Below are 16,546 nucleotides of genomic sequence, written 5' to 3' on the forward strand. Positions count from 1 at the left end.
TACGGTAGTGGTCAAAGCCGTTGCTTCTCGGCAATGTGGCTTTGACAGGCGGTGATAAAACCTTCAAACAACATACGGGACAGGGCGTACTCGCTGCTGTTCCATTCGGGGTGCCATTGCACGCCGAGGGCAAAAGGGTGGTCATGAACGCTGACCGCCTCGACCAGCCCATCCGTCGAGCGGGCCTCCACGCGAAGCCGTGGTCCTAACGTTCGTGCACCTTGCCCGTGTAACGAGTTTACCCAAAATGTGTTACAGCCTGGTATTAATTGAGACAGCAGTCCTCCCTCCTGAACCTGAACTTCATGAGACGGGGCGTATTGTAGCTCAACCGGCAGTTCAGGATCTTCCCGGTGCTCGAGCAGGTCGTTCTGCTCGAACAGGCGGCGATACAGCGTCCCCCCCGTCGCAACAACGAGTTCCTGCAGCCCCCGGCAGATGGCGAAAATGGGGATGCGCCTTTCGAGCGCGGCGGCAATCAGCGCCATACTCAGAAGATCTCGCCCGGGATCGGCGTCAGGCTCATCGCCGTTTTCACCATAAAGGTGCGGCTGCACGTTACTTGGGCTGCCCGGCAGGTAAATCCCGTCCAGGGTGGGCAGCAGAGCGGTGAGCAGCTCTGGCTCTGCCAGCGCATGCGGTAAGGCAATTGGTAAACCCCCCGCGTTAATAATGGCATTCAGGTACTTTTCTTGCAGGGTCTGGGTCTCATGACCCTTAAGCCTGTTTCTACACATCACCACGCCAATAACTGGCTTGTTCATTATATTTTCCATGATCGCCCTCACAAAGTGGACTAAATTTAGGCCATTTTCGCCTGATAAACGGCCTTTTCGTTCAATATTTTCTCAATCTAGCAACGGGATCTGCCTTTTGCAAACTTAATTTAACATTTGACAAACAATTTATTTGCATACAGATTCGATAGGGTGGACATTATATTTGACAGTCCAGAGCAGCGAACGCAAATCCCAAAAACGGTGGTAAATCATGGAAACCAATATCGTAGAAGTTGAGAACTTTGTGCAGCACACGGATGAGAGGCGGGGCAGCGCCTTTACGCAGGAAGTGAAGCGCTATTTAGAAAAGTATCCTGACACCCAGTTTATTGATGTCCTCCTGACCGACCTGAACGGCTGTTTTCGCGGCAAGCGCATCCCGGTTGCCGGACTGAGCAAGCTTGAAAAAGGCTGCTATTTCCCGGCATCGGTTTTCGCCATGGACATTTTAGGTAACGTCGTGGAAGAGGCGGGTCTGGGGCAGGAGCTCGGCGAGCCGGACTGTATCTGCGTGCCGGTGCCGGGCACCCTGACGCCGTCCGCCGCCGACCCGGAATACATTGGTCAGGTGCAGCTCACCATGGTCGATGAAGATGGCGCTCCCTTTGACGTTGAGCCGCGGAACGTACTCAACCGACTCTGGCAGCAGCTGCGCCAGCGCGGCCTGTTCCCCGTGGTAGCGGTAGAGCTGGAGTTCTATTTACTTGACCGTAAACGCGATGCCGACGGCTATCTGCAGCCACCCTGCGCGCCGGGGACCGACGTGCGTAACACGCAGAGTCAGGTCTACTCGGTTGATAATCTTAACCATTTTGCTGACGTGCTGAACGACATTGACGAACTGGCGCAGCTGCAGCTGATCCCCGCCGACGGGGCAGTGGCTGAGGCCTCCCCGGGCCAGTTTGAGATAAACCTGCACCATACGGAAAACGTGCTCGACGCCTGCGATGATGCGCTGGCGCTTAAACGTCTCGTCAGGCAGATGGCGGAAAAATATAAGATGCACGCCACGTTTATGGCAAAGCCGTATGAAGAACATGCGGGCAGCGGGATGCATATCCACATCAGCATGCAAAACAATCGAGGCGAAAACGTGCTCGCAGACGCCAACGGCGAGGATTCCGCGCTGCTGAAACGCGCGCTGGCCGGGATGATTGACCTGATGCCTGCGTCCATGGCGCTGCTGGCACCGAACGTCAACTCCTACCGCCGTTTCCAGCCGGGGATGTACGTGCCGACGCAGGCGTCATGGGCACACAATAATCGCACCGTTGCCCTGCGTATCCCCTGCGGCGATCGCCATAACCATCGGGTCGAGTACCGGGTGGCGGGCGCTGACGCGAATCCGTATCTGGTGATGGCGGCGATTTTTGCCGGCATTTTACATGGGCTGGATAACGATTTACCCCTGCAGGAAGAAGTGGAAGGCAACGGTCTGGAGCAGGACGGACTGCCGTTCCCGATTCGTCAGAGCGATGCGCTGTGGGAATTTATGCAAAACGATAGCCTTCGCGAGCGGCTGGGCGAACGTTTCTGCCACGTCTATCACGCCTGCAAAAACGATGAATTGCTGCAGTTTGAACGCCTGATTACCGAAACGGAAATTGAGTGGATGCTGAAAAACGCCTGATGACGTGCCCCGGTAAGGGGCCGCTTTGTTTCATCTGACACGTATCACCAAACGGCCTGCGCGGAGCCTGGCCTAACTGTTCGCTGGCACGCCAGCTTTCTCCCGGGAGTCGCGTTATGGAGCGCAGGCGGCACAGGGATTTTCTTAACGACACTGTGTGACGAGGTAGGAAATGATGCAGATGTTCAACTATCCGCAGGGCGAAGGGGGCCAGTCAGGCGCCTGCTGTGAGTGCGAGCCAGAGACGGTGCGCTGGTACGATCGCGTGTGTTCTTTACAACTTCCCCCTTTGCTAAGCAGGTTTGCGTTAAGGACAGCGCGATTGCAAACCACGGTAAGCATGGGGGGGACGATTTATGGCGACTAACACCTCTCTTGACTCGCCGCGCATGGCAGGAAGAACCCGGCTGCGCAGTTCCCTCAAGCTCTGGCAGGTGGTCATGATGGGGCTGGCTTATCTCACCCCCATGACCGTGTTTGATACCTTCGGCATTGTGTCCGGTATCAGCAACGGCCACGTGCCCGCCTCGTATCTCCTGGCGCTGGCGGGCGTTATGTTTACCGCCATCAGCTACGGCAAACTGGTACGACAGTTTCCGGAAGCGGGCTCCGCGTACACCTACACGCAGAAATCGATCGGCCCCCATTTAGGTTTTATGGTCGGCTGGTCATCGCTGCTGGATTATCTCTTCCTGCCGATGATCAACGTGCTGCTGGCGAAGATCTACCTTTCCGCGCTGTTCCCTGAAGTCCCGCCGTGGGTCTGGGTGGTGGGGTTTGTAACGATCCTGACGCTGGCGAACCTGAAGAGTGTGAATCTGGTCGCCAACTTTAACACCCTGTTTGTGCTGGTGCAGATCGCCATCATGGTGGTGTTTGTCATACTGGTGGTGCACGGTCTGCATAAGGGAGAGGGCGTCGGCACCGTCTGGTCGCTCCAGCCGTTTATCAGCGAGAACGCACACCTGATTCCGATTATTACCGGCGCGACTATCGTCTGCTTCTCTTTCCTCGGCTTTGACGCGGTCACCACGCTGTCGGAAGAGACGCCAAACGCGGCGCGGGTGATTCCCAAAGCCATCTTCCTCACCGCTTTGTATGGCGGGCTGATATTTATTGTTGCCTCGTTTTTCATGCAGCTCTTTTTCCCGACGATCGCGCGCTTCAAAAACCCGGACGCCGCGCTGCCGGAAATCGCGCTGTACGTGGGCGGCAAGCTCTTCCAGTCGGTGTTTCTGTGTACCACGTTTGTGAATACGCTCGCTTCAGGCCTGGCCTCGCACGCCAGCGTCTCTCGCTTACTGTATGTGATGGGGCGTGACAACGTGTTTCCGGAGCGGGTGTTTGGCTACGTGCATCCGAAATGGCGTACGCCAGCCCTGAACGTCATTATGGTTGGGATAGTGGCGCTGTCGGCCCTGTACTTCGATCTCGCGACCGCGACGGCGCTGATCAACTTTGGCGCGCTGGTGGCGTTTACGTTTGTTAATCTCTCGGTGTACAACCATTTCTGGCGGCGCAAGGGGATGAACAAAACGTGGAAAGATCGGTTCCACTATCTCCTGCTGCCGCTCATTGGTGCCGTCACGGTCGGCGTGCTGTGGATAAACCTCGAAGCGACGTCCCTGACGCTTGGCCTCATCTGGGCGGCACTGGGGATCCTTTACCTGACATGGCTCACGCGCCGTTTCCGAAAACCGCCTCCGCAGTTTGAAGCCGGTAAGATAGAGCAGGCCTGGGATTCCTGAACGAAAAACGGCACCAGTACGCTGGTGCCGTTTTTCTGAATGACGCGTCTTACCAGACATCAGCCCGCAGGCGTATTATCTCAGACGTTTATGCAGGCTTCCCCCCACCAGCAACGCCGCGCACAGCATCAGCGCAATAAACCCGCCCACGCCGTTCCAGCCGTAGTGATGCCAGAACACGCCGCCGAGCGTCCCGGCGATGCTGGACCCCAGGTAATAGCTAAACAGATAAAGAGACGATGCCTGACCTTTGGCGCGACGCGCGCGCGGGCCAATCCAGCTGCTGGCAACCGAGTGGGCGGCGAAGAAACCCGCGGAGAAGAGCAGCATGCCGGCAAAAATCAGCCACAGGGAGGAGAAGAGCGTCAGCAGCAGGCCGACCAGCATCACCGATGTGAAGAACAGCATGACCGGGCCGCGGCCATAGCGGGCGGTCATTGCCCCGGCCTTCGGTGAACTCCACGTTCCGGTCAAATACGCAACCGAGAGTAAACCGACAAGAGCCTGGTTCAGATGCCACGGCGAGAGCATCAGGCGATAGCCAATATAGTTAAACAGCGTGACGAACGAGCCCATCAGCAGGAAGCCGGTCAGGAACAGGCGCGGCAGCCCCTTGTCGCGCCAGTGCAGGCGGAAGTTGATAAACAGCGTTTTCGGGCGCAGCGATGTCGGGCGGAAATGACGCGATTCCGGCAGAATTTTCCAGAACATCAGGGCGGATGCCAGCGCGAAACAGCCGATGACCGCCAGCGCAATACGCCAGCTAAAGAAGTCCGTGAATACCCCGCTCAGCAGACGCCCGCTCATCCCGCCAATCGAGTTCCCGCTGATGTATAGCCCCATAGAGAAGGCAACAAAGCTCGGGTGGATCTCCTCGCTGAGGTAGGTCATCCCGACCGCCGCCACGCCGCTGAGCGAGAGCCCAATCAGCGCGCGCATCACCAGAATGCCGTGCCAGCTGGTCATCATGGTCGAGAGTAGCGTACAAACCGAGGCCAGCATCAGCGCGGTTACCATCACCTGTTTACGGCCGATGGCGTCGGACAGCGGCCCGGTAAAGAGCAGGCCAATCGCCAGCATACCGGTTGAAATAGAGAGGGATACGCTGCTGCTGGCGGGTGAAACGCCAAACTCATGGGAGAGCACGGGCAGGATCGGCTGAACGCAATAGAGCAGGGCGAAGGTCGCCAGACCGGCGGAGAAGAGCGCCAGCGTGACGCGCATAAATTGGGGGGTACCACGTTTAATGAACTGAACCGGCTGCGATGTTGCAGGTAAATCATCGATATCGCTCGCCGGATCGATATCAATGGCAGTTGTACGACTCACACAGTTTCCTTGCTTAAACATCCCCGTGATTTCTGGTGACGGGTATGACCACCTGATAAGGGTAGGAAAATGTAAATATTCTGTCTAATATATTAATAATCTCAAATGATACTTTAGAAATATGAATATCGAGCTGCGTCATCTCCGCTACTTTGTCGCCGTCGCCGAAGAGCTGCATTTTGGCCGCGCGGCGGCGCGGCTGAACATCTCTCAGCCTCCCTTAAGCCAGCAGATTCAGATCCTGGAGCAGCAGGTCGGGGCGCGCCTTCTGGCCCGCACCAACCGCAGCGTGAGCCTGACGGCGGCGGGTAAGCAGTTTCTCATCGATAGCCGACAAATTCTGAGCATGGTCGAGGACGCCGCCGCCCGGGCAGAACGGCTCTATCTCGGGGAGGCCGGAGAGCTGCGGATCGGGTTTACCTCGTCCGCACCGTTTATCAGCGCCGTCTCGGAAACCCTGTCGTCATTCCGTCGCCATTTCCCGGATGTTCATATTCAAACGCGCGAGATCAACACCCGCGAGCAGATCGCGCCGCTCAATGAAGGTTCGCTGGATCTGGGGCTGATGCGTAATACCCAGCTGCCGGACTCGCTGGCGTGGGAGGTGATCCTGCGCGAGCCGCTGATGGCCATGATCCCGCACGATCACCCGCTGGCGTCGCGTCCGGCGGTTTCGCTGGCAGAGCTGGCAAACGAGCCGTTTGTCTTTTTTGACCCGCAGGTCGGAACGGGTCTGTATGACGATATCCTGGGGCTGATGCGCCGCTACGATCTTGCCCCGGTCATCACCCAGGAAGTCGGGGAAGCGATGACCATTATCGGCCTGGTCGCCGCCGGGCTGGGGGTGTCTATTCTTCCGGCCTCCTTTAAACGGGTACAACTGCGCGAAATGCGCTGGGTGACCATCGCCGAAGAGGATGCCGTTTCAGAGATGTGGCTGGTCTGGGCAAAACATCGCGAACAGAGCCATGCCGCGCAGCGCTTCAAACAGCAGTTGATGAACGTCTCCGCCGGGCGGCATTTTCAGGGAAAAGTGGGCAAAAATGTGCAGTAAATCACATGGCTAAGTAAATATTTGACGGCAGCCCTGCAAGTGCTTCACCATAGCCAACAGTTTATTTCGAAGCTCGAAAATAAGGGAGTACGAGGTGGTCGCTGATAGTCAGCCAGGGCATATTGATCAGATTAAGCAGACCAACGCTGGCGCGGTGTATCGCCTGATTGATCAGCTTGGTCCGGTTTCGCGTATCGATCTCTCGCGCCTGGCACAGCTGGCACCCGCCAGTATTACCAAGATTGTCCGCGAGATGCTGGAAGCGCACCTGGTTCAGGAGACGGAAATTCAGGAGCCGGGCAGCCGTGGCCGTCCGGCAGTCGGGCTGGTGGTGGAGACGGAAGCCTGGCACTACCTGTCGCTGCGCATCAGCCGGGGGGAGATCTTCCTTGCGCTGCGCGATCTCAGCAGCAAGCTGGTGGTGGAAGACCGTCTTGATCTGCCGCTCAACGCTGAGGAACCGCTCCTCGACGCGATTGTTTCGCATATCGATCGCTTCTTTATTCGTCACCAGCAGAAGCTTGAACGCTTAACGGCCATTGCCATCACCATGCCGGGTATTATTGATACCGAAAATGGCATTGTTCACCGCATGCCGTTTTACGACGATGTTAAAGAGATGCCGCTGGGGGAAGTGCTGAAAAACCATACCGGCGTGCCGGTCTATATTCAGCATGACATCAGCGCCTGGACCATGGCGGAGGCGCTGTTCGGCGCGTCACGCGGGGCGAGGGATGTGATTCAGGTGGTTATCGATCATAACGTCGGGGCAGGCGTCATTACCGACGGACGTCTTCTCCACGCCGGAAGCAGCAGTCTGGTGGAAATTGGCCATACCCAGGTCGACCCATACGGTAAGCGCTGCTACTGCGGTAACCACGGCTGTCTGGAGACCATTGCCAGCGTGGAAAGCGTGCTGGAGCTGGCGCAGGTCAGGCTCAGTCAGTCCATGAGCTCCTCGCTGCACGGACAACCCCTCACGGTGGATTCTCTCTGCGCCGCGGCGCGTCAGGGCGATCTGCTGGCGAAGGACATCATTACCGGGGTGGGGAATAACGTTGGCCGCATTCTGGCGATTATGGTGAACCTCTTCAACCCGCAAAAAATCCTTATTGGCTCACCGCTGAGCCAGGCGGCGGAGATCCTCTTCCCGGCGATTACGGCCTGTATTCAGCAGCAGTCGCTTCCCGCCTACAGCCGGAACATTGCGGTAGAAAGTACCCAGTTTTCCAATCAGGGCACGATGGCCGGCGCCGCGCTGGTCAAAGATGCCATGTATAACGGCTCGCTGTTGATCCGCCTGTTACAGGGTTAACTCTTTTTTGCAGATGTAAGAAAAATTGCGCTATCTCAAGCCGGGTAGCGCACGCATCCCGTAGACTTCCTCCACTGAATTATTTACATGGTTTATATTTTCGAAGCATACCCAAGAGGTGGAGTGAGTCATGCTTAAGCGTTTCTTTGTTACTGGTACAGATACCTCTGTCGGCAAGACCGTTGTATCCCGCGCATTGCTGCAGGCGCTGGCAGCAAGCGGTAAACGCGTGGCAGGGTACAAACCGGTCGCAAAAGGGAGTAAAGAGACGCCAGAGGGATTGCGTAATAAAGACGCCCTGGTACTGCAAAGCGTCTCGTCACTGGAACTGCCTTATCACGCGATCAATCCTATTGCGTTAAGCGAAGAGGAGAGCAGCGTGGCGCACAGCGGCCTGATTAATTACCCTCTGCTGTCCAACGGTCTGGCGAGCCTGTGCGAGAAGGTCGATCACGTGGTGGTGGAAGGCACGGGCGGCTGGCGCAGCCTGATGAACGATCTGCGCCCGCTGTCGGAATGGGTGGTGCAGGAACAGCTTCCGGTGGTGATGGTGGTGGGGATCCAGGAAGGGTGCATTAACCATGCGCTGCTGACGGCTCAGGCGATTGCCAATGACGGCCTGCCGCTGGTTGGCTGGGTGGCCAACCGCATCAACCCTGGTCTGGCGCACTATGCGGAGATCATCGACGTGCTGAGCACCAAACTACCCGGACCGCTGGTGGGTGAACTGCCTTATCTGCCTCGCGCCGAGCAGCGCGAGCTAGCGCAATACATCAATCTCTCTGCCCTCAGTGGCGTGTTGACCGTAGATCGAGTCGTGGCGTAACGTCCGCGACAGCACGGACGCCAGCACGCAGGCGACCAGCAAACCGGGCAGTAAAAAATATTGCCCGGTCATTTCACAGACCATCAGCGCCGACATAATGGGCGCATGCGTGGTCGCGGCGAGTAGCGTCGCCATCCCCGCCAGCCCAAGCAGAATCGCCGTCTCAGCGCCCGGCAGCCACAGCGCGAAAAGCTGTGCAAACAGCATGCCCGTCGCCATGCCGACAAACAGCGTGGGCGTGAACACCCCGCCCGGCGCGCCCGATCCGCTGCTCGCCAGTACCGCCAGCAGTTTACAGATAAAGACGCCTGCAACGATCGACAGCAGCGGTGGGGCGAGCAGAAAAGCCTGAACCACGCTATAGCCGTTCCCCCACACCTTCGGCGTCAGAAGAGACAGCAGCCCGACGATCGCACCGCCGAGCGCCAGCTGCCACGGCGGCGAAAGCTTAAGGCGCAGGAACAGCCCGTGGCTGAACGCCATCAGCCACATCAGCAGCGGTCCGCAAAGACCCGCCAGCAGCCCCATGGCGACCAGCAGGGCATAATCAGTTGCGGTGAGTGTGCCGCTCAAATGGACCGCGTAGAGCGTGCCGGTTCCCGGCGCCAGGAGCTGCGTGGTGAGAAGCGCCACTACCGCCGCGATAACCACGGGCCCGAGCGAGGCCAGCATCAGGGTGCCAAACAGAATCTCCGCAATGAACAGGCTTCCGGCTAACGGAGCATGGTAGGCGCTGGCCATCCCGGCCGCGGCTCCGCAGGCGATCCATAACTTCCATTCGGATTTGGGCGTAAAGCGCCGGGCAAAAAAGGAGGCGGCGAGGGCGGCAAGCAGGATCATCGCCCCTTCACGCCCGATGGCGCTTCCGCTTGCCACGACAAGCAGCGAGGCAAGGGATTTCACCAGGCTGGCGCCGTAATCAAACTGACCGTCGCCGGTCTCCAGCGCTTCCATATAATCGGTGGGGGCATGAGGCCGCTGGGCGGTCAGCCGTTGCCATCCCCATAGTAACAGTCCCGCAGCCAGCCCGCCCAGCGCGGGCGTCAGCGCGCGCCGCCAGGGTGAGAGCGACGCGGCGGCATTCACCAGGCTGCCGCTGTCGTTGCTGAGAAGCAGCCACTCCAGCAGATACATGCTGTGGCGGAACACCGCAACGGCCAGCGCGGCCAGCACGCCGGTGACGGTAGCAATCAGCAGTCGACGAAACATCGCGCGGATGTCGGGGTACGTATGAAGACGTTGCATGGGTCGCGAGTAAACGGGAAAGATACAATATTGTGGCGGGAAATCGCGGGGTTAGCAAAAGGTATGCGTGCGGAAAAGCCGGGCGATGCCCGGCCGGAAAGATTAGTTCTCGCTATGTATATTCAGCGCCCGACGCGTACGACCTGAACTGAGATACTCGGCTATATAGTCCTGAGAAATCTCGCCGTTGTAGCGCCCGTCCTCATCCACGATCGGCATCCAGCTGGTGTTGCTCTCATACAGGCGTGACAGCACCACGCGCAGGTTGTCTTCGGCTTTGCCGGTCATGCGGAACGGATGCAGGATGTCGGCGCAGGTCCCGCTGGCGTTACGCGCTTCGCGACGCTTCACAAAGCCCAGCGGCTTGCCGTGCTCGTCCACCACGGTGATGGCGCGGATATCGTTATCATCCATGGTGGCAAAGGCTTCTGGCAGCGGCGTCGAACCCCGCACCGTAATGGTCGGCTGCTGATCGGTGACGTCGCCCGCCGAGACCAGCAGCAGGCGCTTCAGCGTGCGGTCCTGACCGACAAACGAGCCAACAAACTCATTCGCCGGTTTCGCCAACAGTTCGTCCGGGCTGGCGCACTGCACGATTTTCCCCTGACGGAACACCGCAATACGGTCGCCAAGCTTCAGGGCCTCGTCGATATCGTGGCTGACCAGCATGACGGTTTTTTTCAGCTTGCGCTGCATCTCGAGGAACTGGTTCTGGATCACCTCGCGGTTAATCGGGTCCACCGCGCCGAAGGGCTCATCCATCAGCAGCACCGGAGGATCTGCCGCCAGGGCGCGGATCACGCCGATGCGCTGCTGTTGGCCGCCGGACATCTCGCGCGGATAGCGATTCAGGAACTTATGCGGATCCAGCGCCACCATATCCATCAGCTCTTCGGCGCGGGTTTTACAGCGCGCTTTATCCCAGCCCAGCATGCGCGGTACGACGGTAATGTTCTCTTCGATGGTCATGTTCGGGAACAGGCCAATCTGCTGGATCACGTAGCCGATGTTGCGGCGCAGGGTGACGGTGTCCATCCCGCTGGTGTCTTCGCCGTTGATCAGGATCGTCCCGCTGCTCGGCGTAATGAGGCGGTTAATCATCTTCAGGGTGGTGGTCTTCCCGCAGCCGGACGGGCCGAGCAGGACGCACATTTCCCCTTCGGGCACGTTCAGGTTGACGTTGTCGACGGCCTTGAAGGTCTGGCCGTGCTTCTGTGAAAAGTGTTTGGTGAGGTTTTCCAGTTTTATCATTATCGAATCCCCTTCGGAGTCAGTACCACCTGCAGACGGTGCAGCAGCCAGTCGAGCACAATCGCTAAAAGACAAATCATCAGCGCGCCCGCAATCAGCATGCGGATATCGCTTCCGCCGATGCCGTTGAGCAGCAGCAGACCCAGACCGCCCGCGCCGATCACCGCAGCAATCGCCATCACGCCGATGTTCATCACCACGGCGGTGCGGATCCCGCCGAAAATCACCGGCAGCGCCATCGGAATTTCGACCCAGCGCAGGCGCTGCCAGAAGGTCATGCCGATGCCGCGTCCGGCTTCACGCAGGCCCGACGGCAGGCTGTCGAGCGCCGTATGGGTGTTACGCACAATCGGCAGCAGCGAGTAGAGAAACACCGCTGTGATCGCGGGCAGGGCGCCAATCCCCTGACCGATCAGCGAAAAGAGCGGAATCATCAGGCCAAACAGCGCAATGGACGGGATGGTCAGCACGATGGTGGCAATCCCCAGCACCGGCGTCGCCAGCCACTTGTGGCGAACAATCAGAATGCCGAGCGGGACGCCGATGAGAATGGCTAAGCCCACGGCCAGCGCCACCAGCCACAGGTGCTGCAGCGTCAGGGTTAACATGTAGTCCCAGTTGTCCAGAATGTAGTGAATCGTCTCCATAGCGCCTCCTACAGCAGCTGTTTGCTACGCAGGAAATCACGGGCGACCTGCTGCGGTGACTGATGGTCGATATCCACCTTCTTGTTCAGTTCGGTGATAACGTCGTTGTTGAGCTGGGCAGAGAGGGTGTTGAGCGCCTCTTCCAGGCCCGGATTGGCCTCCAGCGTGTCCTTACGCACCACCGGGGTGACGGCATAGCTCGGGAAGAAGCCTTTATCATCTTCCAGCACCTTGAGGTCGAAGCCCTTCACGCGCCCGTCGGTGGTATAAATCAGCCCGGCGTCGACGAAGCCGTCGCGCACCGCGTTATAGACCAGACCGGGGTCCATCTGACGGATCTGCGGGCGGTCCAGGTCCATCTTATAGGCGGCCTTAAGCGGCTTCATACCGTCGCTGCGCCCGGCAAATTCCAGGTCTAAGCCCAGCAGCCAGTTTTTGTCCGGGTTGGTTTTACGGATCTGCTCAATCTTCGCCACCATGTCCGACATGGTGTTGATATGTTCCGCCTCGGCGCGCTTGCGCTGCATGGCGAACGCATAGGTGTTGTTCATGTCGGCGGGCTTGAGCCAGACCAGACCGTGCTTCGCGTCCAGACGTTTCACCGTCTCATAAGACTCCTGGGGCGACATGCGCTTGTTGATATGGTTAAAGATGATTAATGACGTGCCGGTGTACTCCCAGGTCATATCAATCTGTTTGTTGATCATCGCGTTACGGGAAATCACCGTGGCGATATTGGTTTGCGGCTGCACCTGGAATCCTTTCTTCTGCAGGTACTGCACGGTCATCGCCGAGAGAATGTGCTGCTCGGTAAAGCTCTTGGTCGCCAGAATCAGCGGGGCCGCAATGGTCTGGCCGGTGAACAGCGCCGCGGCACACAGCGCCGCCAGGCCGGATATCAGTCTCATAAAAGCTCCTTGTTATTGTTATCGAGCGAGATGGGGACTCATCACGCGACCCAGCGCCGCCAGCAGGGTATCAAGGATCAGGGCGAACAGGGCGGTGGCCGCCGCGCCGAGGATCAGGGTCGGGAAATCGTTCAGATAAATGCCGGGGAAAATCAGCTCGCCGTAGCTGCTGGCGCCGATCAGGAACGCCAGCGGTGCGGTACCGACGTTAATGGCGGTGGCGATGCGAATGCCGGAGAGCATGACCGGCCAGGCGGCAGGCAGCTCCACCTGGCGCAGACGCTGCCATTTGGTCATCCCGATGCCGTTTGCCGCTTCCAGCAGCGACGGCGGGACCGAGCACAGCCCGGCATAGGTGTTGCGCACGATCGGCAGCAGCGAGGCGAGGAACAGGGCGATGATGGCCGGCGTATCGCCAATACCAATCACCACCATCGCCAGCGCCAGCACGGCCAGCGGCGGCAGGGTGTTGCCGACATTAAAGATTTGCATCACGTATTCGGCGATACCCCGCGCGGCCGGGCGGCTCAGCAGAATACCGGCCGGAATACCCACCAGCAGGGCAAAGAACATTGATGAGAAAACCAGAATCATATGCTGTTGCCCGAGATAGATCAGGTCAACCTGACGCGCTCTGATGGTCTCCAGCCCGATCCCCCAGACGAGGAGGGCGAGAACCACGATAATGGCGCCGACAAACAGCAGCGAACGTTTGAGTAATTGGTGCATTGCGGTGTGTCTCCCTGTGCGCATGCGTTATAGCAACCACCGGTTGCCTGTTGTTATGCCATGTTTCGGCAGGGGCAATTGACCTATAGCAAGCGTTTGGGAAGGGTTCCAGCGAAGGGGGAAAAACAGTAACCCTATGAAACTAGTGGCAACCTGAGGTCAGGCCTTATGGCATAAGGCCTGATTGTGGGGCGGGCAGAATAGTCCTAAAGCGAATATTCAGATGTGACAGTGTCACATCTAAAGGGCTTTTATGCCGAGTACAGGTCATTACCTTCATAGAGGGGCACGAACCCGTCGAACCCGCGACGAGACGGTGATAATTGAAACGGTGGCGACAAACGCGAGCATCACCCCCAGCGCCAGCATGGCGTTAAAGCCAATCCATCGGAACAGCAGCAGTCCCGCGATGCCGCCCGTGATGAACGAAAACAGGGTGGTTAAGTGGGTTTTTAGCTGGCTTTTTTGCGCCGCCGTATCTTTGGAGTAATCCCTGCGCAGCATCGCCACCATGACGGAGGCCAGGGAAATCCCCGCGTCCGTCAGCGTGCCGGTAATGTGCGTCGATCTTACCCGTCCGCCGGAAAGCTGCGTGGAGGTGGAATTATGAATGCCCATCAGAAAGCAGAGAAAAAGAATAATCTCGCGATTGCTGGTGAGCGCATGGAAATACATTTCGTAGAAGGAGACGCCGGTCAGTAATATCCCCTCGACAAAAAGGATCTGGCAAAAAACCAGCCTGACGTTATGGATAATTCCCCATATCACGATCGTGCGCGCAATAATGGCGCCAGCCACAAAAGAGAGAATTATCGAGCCGAAGAAAATCATATCGCTCAGATCGGTAGAAGAAACTTCGCTGGATAACTGTGAGGTGTTGCCGGTCATGTGTGAGGGGAAAAAGCCAAATGCCCCGAGGGCGATGGCGTTCAGCAAACCTGCCGAGGTCGCCAGCCAGAGAGCAAGCCGGCGATCCTCCTGGTGCGTTCGTTCTTTCTTGAGTTTAATCAGCAAGAATACCTCCGGGTTGAGCTTTGCCTGACTATTCAGGCTAGCAAAGCGGTGCAACGGGCTGTCCAGGATATGGCTTAATTATTATTCCCTCTGACGACAATCAGGGTTTCGTAATTAAATAAAACAGCCTCGTTGCGGTATTCATTCAGGCATTAAGTTTTATATCATGCCGTTATTGCCGTGACGCAAAAATGCCGGACGCTGGTTAAGTCGCTCGAACCAGGCCTCAATGGCGGGCACGTCTGGCTTATCAAATGGCGTCATTTTCCAGCGATTCACCGACAGCCCAAGCACCACGTCCGCGAGGGTAAACGTCTCGCCCGCCGCAAAGGCCCCGGTGCGCTGCAGCTGGTTTTCCAGAATGGTGATGCAGTGGTTCCACTCTTTGATTCCCGCCGCAATGCGCTCAGGGTCGTTAAAGTCCGGGTTTTTACGCCCCAGCGCCGGGAAGACATAGCGCCAGGCGTTGTTAAATTCAGTGGCCTGCCAGTCCATCCAGCGCTCAACGTTGGCGCAGGCCTGCGGTTCTGCGGGCAGCAGATCGTGACGTTCGGCCTTGCGCGCCAGATAACGGCAGATGGAATTGGACTCCCACAGCACGAAATCACCGTCAATCAGCACCGGCACCATGGCGTTGGGGTTCAGGGCGCGAAAGGCATCCGTTTCCGTCGAGGCAAAACCGCTGCCGTAATCTTCCTGCTGATAAGTGATGCCCGCTTCTTCGCAGGTCCAGAGCACTTTACGAACGTTGATGGAGGTGGTTTTGCCGAGGATGCTGATCATTGCGCAGGTGTCCTTTAGAGGATGTTATTGTTTAAAAACAATACACGATCGGTGAAGAAAAGCGTCAAAAAATCATCCGGCGCGTTATTTGTGAAGACGCGAAAGCAGAAACGTTAGCGCTGCCGCAAAGAGGAGCACTATGCCACTCAATGCAAACGAGCTCTGCCAGCTATAACGATCGAAGGCTATACCGCCCGCCGTTGAGCCGAGCGCAATGGCGAGCTGGATCACCGCGACCATCAGTCCACCGCCTGCTTCAGCATCCTTCGGCAGCGTTCGAGCAATCCACGTCCACCACCCCGTCGGCGCTGATGTTGCCAGCATCCCCCATAGGCCTGACAGCAGGGCCACAATCCACACGTTATGCCCGGCGAGAATCAACGCGACTGCGATGGCCGCCATCAGTAGAGGGATCGCGATCAGCGTTATGTAAAACGCGGCATTAAGCACCAGGGCAACGAAAAGGGTGCCCACAAAACCTGCAACGCCTATGGTGAGCAAAATTAGCGACAGCCCGGCTCCGCTCACCCGGGTGACGGTTTCAAGGAACGGGCGCAGATAGGTAAACAGCGCAAACTGCCCCATAAAGAACAGGCCGCAGGCCAGCAGACCAACGGAAACGGCAGGCTGGCGGAATAACCGAAAAACACTTCCTCGTGATGTACCGTTTTTACGCGCGTTCATGTCAGGCAGGCTTAAACACTGCCAGATGAACGCGACTATCGCCACGGGCACCAGACAAAGAAATGCGCCGCGCCAGCCAATAGTGGCCCCAAGATAGCTGCCAAGCGGGGCGGCCACCACCGTTGCCAGCGCGTTACCGCCGTTGAAAATGGCCAGCGCGCGCGCAACCTTATGCGGCGGAACAAGGCGAATGGCCGTTGCGGCAGACATGGACCAGAACCCGCCTATAGCGATACCGATCAGCGCGCGGCCTGTCATGTAAACCAGATAGTTTGGGGCGAAAGCGATAATCATCCCCGAGAGCGCCATCAGGAGCGTCATGCCCAGAAGAAGGTGTTTGCGGTTTATATTCCCGGCAAGCCGGGAAAGGAAGAGGCTGGTCAGCACCGCCAGCGCGCCGGAAATCGCGATCCCCTGGCCAGCGAGACCCTCCGTAACGCCCAAATCTCTGGCAAGGGGAGTAAGCAGGCTGACGGGCATAAATTCCGAAGCAATCAAGACAAATACGCACAGGGTCATGGCAAAAACGCCACTCCAGTGTGCATGCTCTGTGTTCTGTGATGTGGTGCGGCTCAGTGTAGGCATAGTCAGATTTCACAAAGAG

The 16,546-nt window shown here is 57.9% G+C and carries 16 protein-coding genes; 6 read left to right on the forward strand and 10 right to left on the reverse strand.

The window, feature by feature from the left end:
- Positions 1-11: 11 nt before the first annotated feature.
- Positions 12-776 carry a gamma-glutamyl-gamma-aminobutyrate hydrolase gene (puuD, locus tag ACVCAM_RS12550; protein ID WP_023292584.1) on the reverse strand — a complete coding sequence of 255 codons (765 nt, stop codon included), beginning with the start codon at positions 774-776 and terminating at the stop codon, positions 12-14.
- A gap of 214 nt (positions 777-990) precedes the next feature.
- Between puuD and ACVCAM_RS12555 the strand changes: the two genes are divergently transcribed.
- The 3 genes from ACVCAM_RS12555 to ACVCAM_RS12565 all read left to right on the forward strand — a co-directional run bounded on the left by ACVCAM_RS12555 (position 991) and on the right by ACVCAM_RS12565 (position 4,157).
- Positions 991-2,409 carry a glutamine synthetase family protein gene (locus ACVCAM_RS12555; protein ID WP_407223297.1) on the forward strand — a complete coding sequence of 473 codons (1,419 nt, stop codon included), beginning with the start codon at positions 991-993 and terminating at the stop codon, positions 2,407-2,409.
- A gap of 181 nt (positions 2,410-2,590) precedes the next feature.
- The gene (locus tag ACVCAM_RS12560; RefSeq protein ID WP_447093608.1) at positions 2,591-2,776 is read left to right on the forward strand and encodes a hypothetical protein; all 186 of its coding nucleotides are present in this window, start codon (positions 2,591-2,593) and stop codon (positions 2,774-2,776) included.
- Positions 2,766-4,157, forward strand: a complete 1,392-nt coding sequence (locus ACVCAM_RS12565; protein WP_407223298.1) for an APC family permease — start codon at positions 2,766-2,768, stop codon at positions 4,155-4,157. The genes ACVCAM_RS12560 and ACVCAM_RS12565 overlap by 11 nt, the downstream gene beginning before the upstream one ends.
- A 75-nt stretch (positions 4,158-4,232) precedes the next feature.
- On the opposite strand, the gene ACVCAM_RS12570 is transcribed toward ACVCAM_RS12565, so the two are convergent.
- Entirely contained in the window at positions 4,233-5,486 is a 1,254-nt protein-coding gene (locus tag ACVCAM_RS12570) for an MFS transporter (protein WP_249564157.1), read from the reverse strand.
- A 121-nt stretch (positions 5,487-5,607) separates the two neighbouring features.
- Between ACVCAM_RS12570 and ACVCAM_RS12575 the strand changes: the two genes are divergently transcribed.
- The 3 genes from ACVCAM_RS12575 (at position 5,608) to bioD (ending at position 8,681) form a co-directional block, all read left to right on the forward strand.
- A complete protein-coding gene (locus ACVCAM_RS12575) occupies positions 5,608-6,540 on the forward strand; it encodes a LysR family transcriptional regulator (RefSeq protein WP_023327325.1) in 933 nt (310 codons plus the stop codon).
- A gap of 94 nt (positions 6,541-6,634) precedes the next feature.
- Positions 6,635-7,855, forward strand: coding sequence for a sugar metabolism global transcriptional regulator Mlc (gene mlc, locus ACVCAM_RS12580; RefSeq protein WP_008502447.1), 1,221 nt, complete (start codon positions 6,635-6,637; stop codon positions 7,853-7,855).
- 130 nt (positions 7,856-7,985) lie between these two features.
- Positions 7,986-8,681 (forward strand): dethiobiotin synthase, encoded by a 696-nt coding sequence (gene bioD / locus ACVCAM_RS12585; protein ID WP_219369692.1) that lies wholly within the window; start codon positions 7,986-7,988, stop codon positions 8,679-8,681.
- On the opposite strand, the gene clcB is transcribed toward bioD, so the two are convergent.
- The 8 genes from clcB to ACVCAM_RS12625 form a co-directional block, all read right to left on the reverse strand.
- Complete coding sequence (gene clcB / locus ACVCAM_RS12590; RefSeq protein ID WP_063453369.1) at positions 8,616-9,926, reverse strand: voltage-gated ClC-type chloride channel ClcB; 1,311 nt, start codon at positions 9,924-9,926, stop codon at positions 8,616-8,618. The two genes, bioD and clcB, sit on opposite strands and share 66 nt — an antisense overlap.
- A gap of 102 nt (positions 9,927-10,028) precedes the next feature.
- Positions 10,029-11,177 (reverse strand): osmoprotectant ABC transporter ATP-binding protein OsmV, encoded by a 1,149-nt coding sequence (gene osmV, locus ACVCAM_RS12595; protein WP_023344013.1) that lies wholly within the window; start codon positions 11,175-11,177, stop codon positions 10,029-10,031.
- A complete protein-coding gene (osmW, locus tag ACVCAM_RS12600; protein WP_407223299.1) occupies positions 11,177-11,824 on the reverse strand; it encodes an osmoprotectant ABC transporter permease OsmW in 648 nt (215 codons plus the stop codon). The genes osmV and osmW overlap by 1 nt, the downstream gene beginning before the upstream one ends.
- A gap of 8 nt (positions 11,825-11,832) precedes the next feature.
- Complete coding sequence (gene osmX, locus ACVCAM_RS12605; protein ID WP_407223300.1) at positions 11,833-12,732, reverse strand: osmoprotectant ABC transporter substrate-binding protein OsmX; 900 nt, start codon at positions 12,730-12,732, stop codon at positions 11,833-11,835.
- 18 nt (positions 12,733-12,750) lie between these two features.
- Positions 12,751-13,461, reverse strand: coding sequence for an osmoprotectant ABC transporter permease OsmY (gene osmY / locus ACVCAM_RS12610; protein ID WP_407223301.1), 711 nt, complete (start codon positions 13,459-13,461; stop codon positions 12,751-12,753).
- A 276-nt stretch (positions 13,462-13,737) separates the two neighbouring features.
- Positions 13,738-14,475, reverse strand: coding sequence for a YoaK family protein (locus ACVCAM_RS12615; RefSeq protein ID WP_032651667.1), 738 nt, complete (start codon positions 14,473-14,475; stop codon positions 13,738-13,740).
- 159 nt (positions 14,476-14,634) lie between these two features.
- Positions 14,635-15,258, reverse strand: coding sequence for a glutathione S-transferase family protein (locus ACVCAM_RS12620; protein WP_044596707.1), 624 nt, complete (start codon positions 15,256-15,258; stop codon positions 14,635-14,637).
- Between the two features lie 84 nt (positions 15,259-15,342).
- Positions 15,343-16,527, reverse strand: a complete 1,185-nt coding sequence (locus ACVCAM_RS12625; RefSeq protein ID WP_032667266.1) for an MFS transporter — start codon at positions 16,525-16,527, stop codon at positions 15,343-15,345.
- Positions 16,528-16,546: the final 19 nt, after the last annotated feature.

It is taken from the genome of Enterobacter sp. CFEC122 (assembly GCF_052983755.1).

Coding starts and splice junctions, on each gene's coding strand:
- osmX (WP_407223300.1), bottom strand. CDS start 12,732: ATGAGACTGATATCCGGCCTGGCGGCGCTGTGTGCCGCGGCGCTGTTC.
- puuD (WP_023292584.1), bottom strand. CDS start 776: ATGGAAAATATAATGAACAAGCCAGTTATTGGCGTGGTGATGTGTAGA.
- osmW (WP_407223299.1), bottom strand. CDS start 11,824: ATGGAGACGATTCACTACATTCTGGACAACTGGGACTACATGTTAACC.
- bioD (WP_219369692.1), top strand. CDS start 7,986: ATGCTTAAGCGTTTCTTTGTTACTGGTACAGATACCTCTGTCGGCAAG.
- osmV (WP_023344013.1), bottom strand. CDS start 11,177: ATGATAAAACTGGAAAACCTCACCAAACACTTTTCACAGAAGCACGGC.
- ACVCAM_RS12575 (WP_023327325.1), top strand. CDS start 5,608: ATGAATATCGAGCTGCGTCATCTCCGCTACTTTGTCGCCGTCGCCGAA.
- ACVCAM_RS12625 (WP_032667266.1), bottom strand. CDS start 16,527: ATGCCTACACTGAGCCGCACCACATCACAGAACACAGAGCATGCACAC.
- ACVCAM_RS12565 (WP_407223298.1), top strand. CDS start 2,766: ATGGCGACTAACACCTCTCTTGACTCGCCGCGCATGGCAGGAAGAACC.
- ACVCAM_RS12620 (WP_044596707.1), bottom strand. CDS start 15,258: ATGATCAGCATCCTCGGCAAAACCACCTCCATCAACGTTCGTAAAGTG.
- ACVCAM_RS12560 (WP_447093608.1), top strand. CDS start 2,591: ATGTTCAACTATCCGCAGGGCGAAGGGGGCCAGTCAGGCGCCTGCTGT.
- ACVCAM_RS12555 (WP_407223297.1), top strand. CDS start 991: ATGGAAACCAATATCGTAGAAGTTGAGAACTTTGTGCAGCACACGGAT.
- clcB (WP_063453369.1), bottom strand. CDS start 9,926: ATGCAACGTCTTCATACGTACCCCGACATCCGCGCGATGTTTCGTCGA.
- osmY (WP_407223301.1), bottom strand. CDS start 13,461: ATGCACCAATTACTCAAACGTTCGCTGCTGTTTGTCGGCGCCATTATC.